General features: G+C 69.8%; 10 protein-coding genes. 3 read left to right on the top strand and 7 right to left on the bottom strand.

Annotated elements, in window-relative coordinates:
- Positions 1–731: hypothetical protein (locus tag D7X74_RS13070; RefSeq protein WP_199741815.1), on the top strand; the 731-nt coding region annotated here is incomplete at its 5' end.
- A gap of 52 nt (positions 732–783) precedes the next feature.
- Here the strand turns inward: D7X74_RS13070 and D7X74_RS13065 are convergent.
- The 4 genes from D7X74_RS13065 to D7X74_RS13050 all read right to left on the bottom strand — a co-directional run bounded on the left by D7X74_RS13065 (position 784) and on the right by D7X74_RS13050 (position 6,808).
- Complete coding sequence (locus D7X74_RS13065; protein WP_120533273.1) at positions 784–2,583, bottom strand: DUF4215 domain-containing protein; 1,800 nt, start codon at positions 2,581–2,583, stop codon at positions 784–786.
- Positions 2,584–2,724: 141 nt separating this feature from the next.
- On the bottom strand, positions 2,725–4,149 hold the full coding sequence (locus D7X74_RS13060) for a sugar porter family MFS transporter (protein WP_120533275.1): 1,425 nt from the start codon (positions 4,147–4,149) through the stop codon (positions 2,725–2,727).
- 212 nt (positions 4,150–4,361) lie between these two features.
- Complete coding sequence (locus tag D7X74_RS13055) at positions 4,362–5,975, bottom strand: sigma 54-interacting transcriptional regulator (RefSeq protein WP_120533272.1); 1,614 nt, start codon at positions 5,973–5,975, stop codon at positions 4,362–4,364.
- A complete protein-coding gene (locus tag D7X74_RS13050) occupies positions 5,972–6,808 on the bottom strand; it encodes an MBL fold metallo-hydrolase (protein ID WP_120533271.1) in 837 nt (278 codons plus the stop codon). Before D7X74_RS13050 ends, D7X74_RS13055 begins: the two co-directional genes overlap by 4 nt.
- Before the next feature lie 214 nt (positions 6,809–7,022).
- On the opposite strand from D7X74_RS13050, the gene D7X74_RS13045 reads away from it, so the two are divergent.
- Entirely contained in the window at positions 7,023–7,784 is a 762-nt protein-coding gene (locus D7X74_RS13045; protein WP_120533270.1) for a ParA family protein, read from the top strand.
- A gap of 37 nt (positions 7,785–7,821) precedes the next feature.
- Here the strand turns inward: D7X74_RS13045 and D7X74_RS13040 are convergent, their stop codons facing one another.
- The 3 genes from D7X74_RS13040 to D7X74_RS13030 form a co-directional block, all read right to left on the bottom strand.
- Positions 7,822–8,190, bottom strand: a complete 369-nt coding sequence (locus D7X74_RS13040; protein ID WP_120533269.1) for a DUSAM domain-containing protein — start codon at positions 8,188–8,190, stop codon at positions 7,822–7,824.
- A gap of 2 nt (positions 8,191–8,192) precedes the next feature.
- Positions 8,193–8,612 carry a hypothetical protein gene (locus tag D7X74_RS44180; protein WP_233602080.1) on the bottom strand — a complete coding sequence of 140 codons (420 nt, stop codon included), beginning with the start codon at positions 8,610–8,612 and terminating at the stop codon, positions 8,193–8,195.
- 96 nt (positions 8,613–8,708) lie between these two features.
- Positions 8,709–10,106 carry a S9 family peptidase gene (locus tag D7X74_RS13030; protein ID WP_120533268.1) on the bottom strand — a complete coding sequence of 466 codons (1,398 nt, stop codon included), beginning with the start codon at positions 10,104–10,106 and terminating at the stop codon, positions 8,709–8,711.
- A 71-nt stretch (positions 10,107–10,177) separates the two neighbouring features.
- Here D7X74_RS13030 and D7X74_RS13025 point away from each other — a divergent pair, with 71 nt between their 5' ends.
- Positions 10,178–11,089, top strand: coding sequence for a glutaminase (locus tag D7X74_RS13025; RefSeq protein WP_120533267.1), 912 nt, complete (start codon positions 10,178–10,180; stop codon positions 11,087–11,089).
- Positions 11,090–11,092 lie beyond the last annotated feature (3 nt).

Raw genomic sequence — 11,092 nt, 5'->3', positions numbered from 1 at the left:
TCACTGATGCTTCGCTGCGGATACGACTCGAAGGTGGGCTTGCCGTTGAAGTCGAATCGGCGCAGGACCATGCGGCGCGTGCCCTCCTCGTCGCCTGTGTCGAAAGTGCGCGTCAGCAGCGGGCGGAGGCCCTGGTCGGCGCGGCGCCGCTGTCGCTGGATGAGGCGGTGGCGGCCCTGCGCGCGGGACGTCCGCCGGGCTTTGGCGTGTACCGGGGCCGCCTGGAGTCTCCGCAGACGCTGACGTCGCCGGGCGGCGTGCCCTGCGCCTTCTACGACGCGGCGGTGCACGCGGTGGGCGACCATGGCCACAAGGGGCCGCTGCTGTCGCGGGAGCGCGCCTATGCGCCGGTGCTGATGCTGCGCGGGGAGCGCACGCTTGCGACGGTGGGCTTCGCGCCCTCCGCGCTGGTGGCCCCGGTGGAGGTGCGCCGCTGCGTATCCGCGCCCGCCCTCACCCAGGCGGAGCTCCTGGGGCCGCCCGCGGAGGCGCTGTCCTGGGAGCGCGTGGGCACCCCGGGCGAGGCGTGTCTGGTGGTGGGGGAGCTGCGGCGCGGGCCCCGCGACGGCACCTGGGAGTTGCGCGGTCGCGGAGGGCGTCCGGCGCTGGTGGTGCTGGGGGACGAGGCCCTGGGCACCGGGGGCATGCTGTCCCGCGGGGCCTGGAAGCACTTCGCGGCGGCCGGGGGACTGTCCCTGGCCGCCGCGTTCATGCTCGCCCGGACCCTGTGAGGTCAGGGCGGAGGAGGACCCCGGCCGTGAAGGCGCCGGGGCTCATGGGACTTCACCCCGGATCGTAGACGCAGTTGTTGGGGCAGTCGTCGTCGTTGTTGGTGTTGCCGTCGTCGCAGGTCTCACCGGCGTCGTACTGGATCTTGCTGTCGCCGCAGCGGGCGTTCCAGATGCAGGTCAGGCTGCACTTGCCGTAGCCCGGCCCGTTCAGGTTGCCCTTGTCGCACTGCTCGCCCACGTCGACGTCCCCGTCGCCGCAGGTGGACTCGCAGGTGGTGCGCTGCGTTTCGAAGTTGGTCAGGGTCAGCTTGTACGAGGACTGGGACGTGTGGCGCTCCGCCTGGAACACGACGACCTCGTAGATCTTGCCCTTCACCAGGCCGAGGCCCGCGACGGTGGCTGCGTTCGCCAGCGAAACCGTTCCGGACGTGGCGCCGTGCACGCCGCCCAGGTCCAGGGCCAGCTTGCGGTTGATGAAGACCCACACGTCGTCGTCGCCGAGGAACGTCAGCTGCTCGTTGCCCTTGAACTCGAACCAGTAGCGCGTCTCGCTGGTGAAGCTGAAGTTGCGCGGGGTGCCGGTGTTGTCGTTGAGCTTGTTCTCCAGGCCCAGGCCCACCCAGCCGCTGTTGTCGAGCGGGAAGAAGGTCTGGTTGTTGAACAGGTAGGAGCCGTCGCCCTGCTTGTCCAGCTTCAGCACACCGACCTCGGTGACGTTGATGCCAGCGTCACGGGGCTGATCGCGGTACCACTGGTCGAAGGCCACCTTGCCGTGGGTGGTCCCGGAGGTCTGGCCGGCCTTGGCGTACACGGGCTTGCCGTCCGCGCCGAGCGCCGCGTACAGCGGACCCACGATGCCCGTTTCCGCGCCGTTGGCGTCGTCGAAGTCCGGGTGGACGGTGGCGGGGTACTTGCCATTGACGGGCTGCCCCTTGCCACGGAAGTCGCGGTAGACGACGGGGATCTCCACCGAGCTCGGCGGGGCCGTGGTGACGCGGGTGCAGGCGAAGCCTTCCTCCAGCTTGCAGGTGGCGGAGCAGCCGTCGTTGGCGCGCACGTTGCCGTCGTCGCACTCCTCGGTGGTGTCACCGGGGAGGATGACGCCGTCGCCGCAGCGGGCCTCGCAGGTGCCGTTCACGCACTTGGGCTCCAGCACGCACAGCACGGAGCAGCCGTCGCCCATGTCGTGGTTGCCGTCGTCGCACTGCTCGGTGCCTTCCCTCTTGCCGTCGCCGCAGGTCGTCTTCGCGCAAGGCTGGCCCGGGTCGCACTTGTAGCCCGGCTCCAGGCGGCAGATGTCGCTGCAGCCGTCGCCCTTGGTGGTGTTGCCGTCCTCGCACTCCTCGTCGCCCGCGATGATGTTGTCACCGCACTGGGCCGCGCGGCAGCGCTGACCCTGGAACGGGCAGGACCAGCCTTCCTCCACCGTCTTGCAGTTGGCCGAGCAGCCGTCGCCGTCCGCCTTGTTGCGGTCGTCGCACACCTCGGGCTTCACGCCCGCGTCCGTGTCGCCTGCCTCCACGACGCCGTTGCCACAGGCCGTCCCGACCACGCACTTCTGGCCCGGCGTCGGACAGTCGAAGCCGATCTCGATCTCCTTGCAGTCGGACTTGCAGCCGTCGCCGCTCAGGGTGTTGGCGTCGTCACAGGCTTCGGTGGAGTGCTTCTTGCCGTCGCCACAGAAGGCGGGACCTTCGTCGACGGGGCCACCGTCCGTGCCACCACCGTCGGTGACAGGGGTGCCGCCGTCCCCATCCGGATCATCCGAACCGGGGCAGGCCGTCAGCGTGAGCAACAGGGAGGCGAGCAGAAGGCTCGTAAGTCGATTTCGCGAGGGGGAATGTTTCAGCATGAATCAGATGCTGGAAGGCCGTGACCCCGGGTGTCAAATGGATCAGGTGTCTTTGTACCCACGCGACGCGTGAAGTTGGAGAAAGCCCGTACACCTGTACGGGTGTACGGGCTTGCGCGCATTTTCGCCTGCCCCTGGGGACTACATGGACTCCAGTTCGCGACCCTTCGTTTCCTTGATGAAACGGACGGCGAAGAAGATGGAGAACACGGCGGCCGCGGCATACAGGCCGTAGGCCCAGCCCAGCCCGAGCGCCTTGAGCGACGGGAACGTGGCGGACACCACGAAGTTGGCCACCCACTGCGCCATGGCCGCGATGGACAGCGCGAGCGCGCGGATCCGGTTGGGGAACATCTCTCCCAACAGCACCCAGACGACGGGGCCCCACGAGAAGCCGAAGAAGACGACGTAGAGGTTGGCGGCGATGAGCGCCGCGGTGCTGGCGGTCCCCTGCAAGAGGGGATTGCCCGTGGCGTCCTGCGGCGCGGTGCCGAAGAGGTATGCGAGCAGGCCCAGCGTGAGCGCCATGCCGACGGAGCCGATGATGAGCAGCGGCTTGCGGCCCACCCTGTCCACGCAGGCGATGGCGACGAGCGTGGTGAGGATGTTGGTGACGCTGGTGATGACGGTGATGAGCAGCGAGCTCTGCTCGGAGAAGCCCACCGCCTGCCAGAGGACGCTTGAGTAGTAGAAGATGATGTTGATGCCCACGAACTGCTGGAGCATCGCGAGCACGATGCCGATCCACACGATGGGCAGGAAGCCGAACCGGCCGCCCTTGAGGTCCGCCAGGTGCGGCGTGCGGTCCTGGCGAACGGAGCGGCGGATCTCCAGAATCTTGGAGGGCGCGGTGTCCCCTTCGATTTCGCGCAGCACGCGGAGCGCTTCCTCCTCACGGCCCTTGGCCACCAGGTAGCGGGGGGACTCGGGGATGAAGAGCGCGCCGACTCCGTAGAGGAGCGCGGGTGGCAGGCCACTGAAGAACATCCAGCGCCACGCGGTGATGCCGAACCAGCCCGGGTTGGAGGCCGAGCCCGCGTCGCGCGCGATGACGAAGTCCCCCAGGAGGGCCACGAAGATGCCCACCACGATGGCCAGCTGTTGCAGCGACGCCAACCGTCCGCGCAGGTGCGCCGGGGCGCTCTCCGCGATGTACGCGGGCGCCACGACGCTGGCGGCGCCCACGCCCAGCCCGCCCACCAGTCGCCAGAAGCTCAGGTCCCAGAGCGAGAACGCGAGGCCGGAGCCGAGCGCGCTCATGATGAACAGGTCCGAGGCCATGATCATCGTGCGCGTGCGGCCGAAGCGGTCCGCGACGGAGCCCGCGCAGAAGGCGCCAATCGCGGAGCCAATCAACGCGGAGGACACCGCCAGACCCAACGCCCAGCTGCTCGCGGCGAACTGGGTCTCGAGCGCTCCGACGGTGCCGTTGATGACGGAGGTGTCGAAGCCGAAGAGGAAGCCGCCGAGCGCGGCCACCAGGGAGATGAGGATGATCCGGCCGGTGTGTGCCTCACGTCGTTCGGTGGGCCGCCTGCTCGCCGGGACATCCAGGATATCCGCCATGACGTGCTCCTTCCCCACGGGGCACGTCCTGCACGGGGAACCCCAGGGAGGAGACAAGGTCACCGCCTCCCGGAATCCGGTCCTCGCGGTTCGCACAACGGCCCTGAGGAGAGGTGGCCTTCCCCCCCGCTGGAAGGCACCGTCGAACAGGGCGTCCCTCGGGTGGCTGCCTGTTGGGAGACGGAGTGCCGCCAGGACGGGCGGGGCGACGCTCAGCCCTCGTCCGCCAGCCCGTACTCCTTGAGCTTGCGGCTGAGCGTGTTGCGGCCGATCTCCAGCGTCCGTGCCGCCGCGGTGCGGTTGCCCTTCACCGCCTCCAGCACGCGCAGGATGTGACGGCGCTCCACCTCCGCCAGCGGAAGCAGGAGCATCGCCTCCCCCGACGTACCGGGCGCTTCCCGGGTCTCCGGGCCCATGGACTCCGGTGGCGTGGAGGACAGCGGGCGGTCCAGGGAGGGCAGGGGCAGGTGCTCCTCCAGGATCTCCCCTTCGGACAGCACCACGGCGCTCTCGATGCAGTTCTCCAGCTCGCGCACGTTGCCCGGCCAGCGGTAGCGCTTCAGGCGCTCCAGCGCGGCGACGCTCAGGCGCGGCGCCGTCAGCCGGTGGCGCCGGGCGGCGGTGGCGACGAAGTGGCGCGCGAGCCGTTCGATGTCCTCCGCGCCGCGCTCGCGCAGCGGGGGCAGGAGCAGCTCCACGACCTTGATGCGGTAGTAGAGGTCCTCGCGGAACTTGCCTTCGGCCACCATGCGCGGCAGGTCGCGGTGGGTGGCCGCGACGATGCGCACGTCCACCTTGACGGCCTGCGTGCCGCCCACGCGTTCGAACTCCCGGTCCTGGAGCACGCGCAAGAGCTTGCCCTGCACGGACTGGGGCAGCTCCCCCAGCTCGTCGATGAACACCGTGCCGCCGTCGGCCGCCTCGAACTTGCCGGGCATGCGGTGGTCGGCGCCGGTGAAGGCGCCCTTCTCGTGGCCGAACAGCTCGTTCTCGATGAGGGACGCGGGCAGGGCCGCGCAGTCCACCTTCACGAAGGGCTTGTCCCGCCGGGGCCCGTTGACGTGGATGGCGCGCGCGAAGAGCTCCTTGCCGCAGCCGCTCTCCCCGCGCAGCAGCACCGTGGCGTCGGTGGGCGCGGCCTTCTGCACCAGCCGGTAGAGCGCCTTGAGCGGCGGGGCCTCTCCGATGATGCGGTTGAAGAAGTAGCCCACCGGGGCCTGCGGCTGATCCTTCGCGCGCTGGAGCTCCTGGTAGAGGCTGGTCGTCTGGAGCGCGGTGCTCACCTGGGCCGCGATGGCGGTGAGCTTCTGGGTGTCGTCTTCCGTGAAGGGGCCGCCGCCCAGGCGGTTGAGCACCTGGAGGACGCCGTACACCGCGCCGGCCGCGTCGCGCAGCGGCACCGCCGCCAGGCTGATGGTGCGGTAGCCCGTCATCCGGTCGATGTCCGCGAAGAAGCGGCGCTCGCCGCGCGGATCCGGCACGTGCACGGGTTCGCCGGCCTCCGCCACGTAGCCCGCCACGCCCTGGCCCAGCTTCACGCGGATCTGCGCGACCTCCGGCAGGTGCGCCGCGCGGCTGAACAGCTCGCGGCGCACCGGATCCAACAGCCACAGCGTGCCTCGGTCCGCCTGCAGCGTGATGGCGATGCGATCCACGAGCGTCTGGAGGAAGGCATCCAGGTCCACCTCGCGCCCGACGAGGCCGCCAAAGGGGAGCAGGACCTGGGACACATCCGGCGGGGACGAGGGCATGGCGGCGGGGAGCGGCGGCAGCGTGAAGGGCTCGCGTGGCAGTGTAGCGCAGGGCTCGGGGCTCGTGAGGCTCATGCGCCCGCCGCGCGGCCCAGCAGCATGCGCTGGCCTTCACGCGCGGGCTCGGTGAAGGGGAACAGGCCGCGGGCCTGCTGCGCCATGTCCTCCAGCAGGTCGTCCGCGTGGGACGGATCATGGTGGAAGAGGAACAGCCGCCCGGCGTGCAGGTCCTTGGCCACCTTGGCCGCGTCCATCATCGTCGAGTGGCCCCAGCCCTTCTTGGACATGCCCTTCTTCCCCTCGTACTCGTCGGGCGTGTACTGCGCGTCCAGGCACAGCGCGTCCGCGCCCTCGAAGTGGCGCGCCACGTCCGACGTGAGGCGCTCCGGCAGCTCCACGTCCGTCGCGTACACGAAGGAATGGCCATCCGCCTCCACGCGGTACGCCATGCAGCCGTCCGGGTGGGGCACGTCGATGGGCGTCACCTTGAACGGGCCCACCTCCACCGTCTGGCCGTGCACCGCGGAGCCGAAGGCCATCTTCGAGCGCATGGTGGACAGCGGCACCGGGAACTGCGGCGGGCGCATCTGCTGCGACAGCGTGGACTCCAGCGCCTGCGCGCCATTGGCGCCCGGGCCGTACAGCGTCAGCGCCGTGGTGGGCAGGTACGCGGGCGTGAAGAAGGGGAAGCCCTGCACGTGGTCCCAGTGCAGGTGGGAGAAGAACATCGTCGCCTTCTGCGGGGCGCCCTCGCGCAGCATCACCTCGCCCAGCGTGCGGATGCCCGTGCCCGCGTCGAGGATCAGCCGCTCGCCCTGGCTCGTCACCTCCACGCACGCCGTGTTGCCACCAATCCGAGAACCCGACACCGCGATGCTGCCCCGAACCCCAAAGAACCGGATTTCCATGATGTTCCTCCTGAAGCTTCCGGCACCCCTGTGAGGCGCCCTGACGTGGAGGGGACAGAGCACGTCTGGTGCCAGCGCCAAGGGCCTGGAATCATTGGAGCAGGTGAGGGGATGACGGGGGGCTGCTCCATTCTGGAGCGCACGGGATGGGGCGGGCGGTCCATTCCGGCGCGGCCCAGCGGGCGGCGGAATCCTGGTAGGACCGGAGTCCATCATGCCGACGATTGCGTTCTGCACCATCAAGGGAGGCGTGGGGAAGACGACGCTGTGCGCGCACGTGGCGGCGGCGCTGGCGGACGCGGGCCACCGGGTGCTGCTGTTGGATCTGGATCCGCAGGCGCACGCGTCGCTGGTGCTGGGCCTGGAGACGCGGGAGGGCCCGTGCGTGGCGGACGCCTTCGGGCCCCGGCCGAAGCACAAGCTGGACGAGGTGGTGGTGGCGTCGCCGAAGCGGCCGAACCTCTACATCGCGCCGGGGGCTCCGCGCATGGCGGCGCTGGAGCGCGAACTGTTCGGCTGGGGGCACCGGTTGCAGGCGCTGCCGCGCGCGCTGAAGACGCTGTCGTGGACGCCGGACGTCATCCTGGTGGACACGCCGCCCTCCATCGGCGCGTTCACGGAGGCGGTGATGTGCTTCGCGGACGTGGTGGTGGCGCCGGTGCCCACGGGTGCGTTCGCGTTGCAGGGGCTGGCGGAGATTGAAACGGCGTGGCGCGAGGTGCGCGAGGACGGTGGCCAGCTGGTGGCCGCGGTGAACCTGTGGGATCGGCGCACGCCCGCGACGAATGAGGCGATGGAAGAGGCGCTGAAGGACGTGACGGTTCCGGTGCTGCGCGCGCGCATCCCGCGCTCGGAGTCCATCAACCAGGCGGGCCTGGGCTACGAGGTGGTGTTCGACACGAGCCCGAACGCGTCGGGCGCGGAGGAACTGCGCGCGCTGGCGCAGGAATTGGCGAAGCGCGCGGGCCTGCGCTGAAGGGGCCGGCGCTCCACGGTGTCGTGTCGGTCGGCCGTCAGTCCAGGTCCTTCAACTCCATCTCCGCCAGCTCGCGGTAGAGCGGCACCACCTCCACGGCGAGTAGGTCCTCCAGCAGTTTCCGCGCGCCGGCCCTGTCGCCGGCGCGCGCCAGGTCCCGCGCCCTCATCTCCGTGAGCGATAGGCGGATGGAGCCGTCTCGGATGCGGGCCCAGGCGCCATGCAGCAGGGCCGTCGCTGCGCCCACATCCTTGAGGGCTGCCTGTGCATCGGAGGCTGGTATCCCCACCTCACGAGCGGTGCGCAGCAGCACCTCGCGCACCTGCGGGGTAAGCGTCAAAGCCTCGCCCGCGTCCACACGCGAGACCAGTGCTCGTACTGGATCCCAGTCAATGTCCTTGGGCATGCTCAGTCGTCTCCTGTTTTTCGACGGCACTTGTCACGCGGCCAGTTTCCGCGCTGCCCCTCGCAGGACCGGAAGCAGTCGTAGCAGGAGCCACTCCACGCCTCCTCCTTGCACCTCACGTAGTTGTTCATGCAGGCCCGCTTCCACTCCGGCAAGTCCGGCTTGGCCAACTCCATGGCCACCGTGGCGGCGAAGAGGATTTCCTCCGCCTCCAGCTTCGTGGCGCCACAGCGCTCCGGTGCCATCGGGTGCGTCTTCACGCAGCAGCTCACCGTGGAGTCCTTGGGGGTGCAGGGCGCCTGCGCCAGGGCCACTTGTGCATTGCCGGCCTGGGCGCGAGCCGTACCACCAATGCCCGTCGTCGCCAGGGCGAGCCCGATGACCACCAGCGTGCCCCGTGCTTGGATGTTCCAATGGGTCATGGATGGCGGTCTATCTGGCTCTCGAACGGTGGAGCATCTCCCTTGAGAAGAAAGCGCGTGGGCCTGCGCTGACGCGGTCCTGATGCTTGGGACCGCCTACGGCGTCGGCAGACCTGATTCCAGCGCCGCGCGGATGTTCGCGTTGGTAAAGGCCGTGCCCCAGACCGCGTTGACCTGCGCCGCGACGAAAGCCGCGCCGGGCTGCACGCTGCCCACGGTGGTTTCGTACATCTGCACGCGCGGATCCGTCAGCTCCAGGAGCCGGGGCGCGACGTCCGTCACGTCGCGGTCCTGTGCCTGGAGGGCGCGCACGCCCTGGAGCCACGCGCGCACGGTGCCGTCCGCGTGGGGGATGAGCAGGGTCTGGTCCGCCGCGCCCAGCTTCGCGATGAGGTGCGCCACGCTCAGTGTGATGACGACGCTGCCGTTCGCTGCGAGGACGGGGCCGTGGTCCGGGGCCAGCGTGTTCCAGTTCACGGCGGCGGTGTTCCGGAAGTACAGCGGCGTGTAGCGGTGGGGCGCCAGGGACACGAGCGCGCGCGTGTGCTCCACGGGGATGAGCGTGTCCCAGTCGTCGTGGAGGATGAGGAACGGCGTCTGCACCTTGTCCAGCAGGTGGGCCGCGTCCCAGCGCGAGTAGTCCGCGCCCGACGCGGTGACGGGGTCGCCGCCGGTGGTGGCGAAGATGCGGCGGAAGTAGGGCTCGAAGAACTGCTGGTAGCGCGTGCGCATCGCCGGGTCGCTCACGCGCGAGGGGACGACGCGGCTCACGTAGTCCACCTCCTGGGCGAAGTCGGACAGCGGGGATATGGCGACACCCACCTTGGGGATGACGCTGGCCGGGGCATCCGCCGCGGCGTAGAGCGCCTCGTAGCCACCCCAGGAACCGCCGAAGACGCCGATGCGTGACGTGTCCACGTTGGACGCCTGGGCCAGGAAGCGCATACCCGCGTTCATGTCGTCGCGGTCGTTCTGCAGGTCCCCGCCCGCGTAGAAGCGGCCGAAGACGGCGAGCACACCGAAGTCATGGGCCAGGTAGATGAACGCCTCGCCGGAGATGATCTCCGGCGTCGTGGGCGTGAAGGCGATGGGCGACGAACCCGACCCGTAGTGCGGCTCGCTGTCGTCCGGGTGCAGGCCGTTGCCGCGCGACGCCCACTTCGCGTCCACGGCCTCGCCCGTCCACGTGATGCCGTCATACGGCTTGGTGATCATCACCGTGGGGGACACACCGGGCTTCCGGGGCGGGAACCACTGCGCGTAGGTGGCGGCCCGGCCGGGCACCTCCAGCTTCAGGAGCTGGTACGGCCACGTCTGGCCGGCCGCGTTCAACTGCCCCGCGCCGAGCTGCGTGACCTGGACGCTCCCGGGGTCGGTGGGCGTTTCGCTCGGGCCCTGGCAGGAGTTCGAGGCCGAGGAGGTGCTGCTGCAGCAGGCCGTGGGGACCGTGCCCAGCAGGGCGAGGGAGAGCAGCGTGGTCGAGAAGAGGCGCATGAAAGCAGCAGACACCGCCGCGCGGATTTTCTGAAAGGCCGAATGCCCTTTGTGGATGAGGATGGTGGCTCATGGACTATCAGGCGGTGTTGCACGACGTGTGGAACGCGGTGCGGCCAGTGGTGGGCCAGGGCCGCGTGGCGACCTACATCCCGGCGCTGGCGGCGGTGGATCCGCGCCGGTTCGGCATGGCGCTCGCGACGGTGGACGGCGACGTGTACGGCGTGGGCGACTGGCGCGAGCCGTTCTCCATCCAGAGCATCTCCAAGGTGTTCACCCTGGCCATGGCCCTGTCGCGCGACGGGGACGCGGTGTGGCGGCGGGTGGGCAAGGAGCCGTCGGGCAATCCGTTCAACTCGCTGGTGCAGTTGGAGTACGAGCACGGCATCCCGCGCAACCCGTTCATCAACGCCGGGGCGCTGGTCATCACCGACCGGTTGCAGCAGCTCACCGGGGACGCACGGGGCACGCTGCGCGACTTCCTCCGCGCGGAGAGCGGCAACCCGTCGGTGGACTTCGATCCAGTCATTGCCGCGTCGGAGGCGGAGCACGGCCACCGCAACCGCGCGCTGGCCCACTTCATGGCCAGCTACGGCAACATGGAGAGTCCCGTCTCGGAGGTGCTGGAGCACTACTTCTGGCAGTGCTCGCTGGCGATGAGCTGCGCGGACCTGGCCCGAGCCTGTGGGTTCCTCGCCCGCCATGGCGAGCGCGCGGACGGCGCGCGGCTGCTCACGCGCAGTCAGGCCAAGCAGGTCAACGCGGTGATGCTCACCTGCGGCACGTACGACGCGGCGGGGGAGTTCGCCTACCGCGTGGGCCTGCCCGGCAAGAGCGGCGTGGGCGGAGGCATCATCGCCGTCATCCCCAACCGCTGCGGCCTGTGCGTGTGGAGCCCCGGACTGGATGCCCAGGGCAACTCGGTGGCGGGCATGGAGGCGCTGGATCAGTTCACGACGCTGACCGGCCTGTCCATCTTCTGAGTC

This window comes from Corallococcus sp. CA047B (assembly GCF_003612065.1).
Classification (GTDB): domain Bacteria; phylum Myxococcota; class Myxococcia; order Myxococcales; family Myxococcaceae; genus Corallococcus; species Corallococcus praedator.
Note: the sequence above shows the minus strand (reverse complement) of the source record. Positions and strands in the feature narration are given on the sequence as shown.

Bases quoted from the DNA above. Each gene is read 5' to 3' on its own strand.
- D7X74_RS13065 (WP_120533273.1), bottom strand. From the start codon at position 2,583: ATGCTGAAACATTCCCCCTCGCGAAATCGACTTACGAGCCTTCTGCTC.
- D7X74_RS13060 (WP_120533275.1), bottom strand. From the start codon at position 4,149: ATGGCGGATATCCTGGATGTCCCGGCGAGCAGGCGGCCCACCGAACGA.
- D7X74_RS13055 (WP_120533272.1), bottom strand. From the start codon at position 5,975: ATGAGCCTCACGAGCCCCGAGCCCTGCGCTACACTGCCACGCGAGCCC.
- D7X74_RS13050 (WP_120533271.1), bottom strand. From the start codon at position 6,808: ATGGAAATCCGGTTCTTTGGGGTTCGGGGCAGCATCGCGGTGTCGGGT.
- D7X74_RS13045 (WP_120533270.1), top strand. From the start codon at position 7,023: ATGCCGACGATTGCGTTCTGCACCATCAAGGGAGGCGTGGGGAAGACG.
- D7X74_RS13040 (WP_120533269.1), bottom strand. From the start codon at position 8,190: ATGCCCAAGGACATTGACTGGGATCCAGTACGAGCACTGGTCTCGCGT.
- D7X74_RS44180 (WP_233602080.1), bottom strand. From the start codon at position 8,612: ATGACCCATTGGAACATCCAAGCACGGGGCACGCTGGTGGTCATCGGG.
- D7X74_RS13030 (WP_120533268.1), bottom strand. From the start codon at position 10,106: ATGCGCCTCTTCTCGACCACGCTGCTCTCCCTCGCCCTGCTGGGCACG.
- D7X74_RS13025 (WP_120533267.1), top strand. From the start codon at position 10,178: ATGGACTATCAGGCGGTGTTGCACGACGTGTGGAACGCGGTGCGGCCA.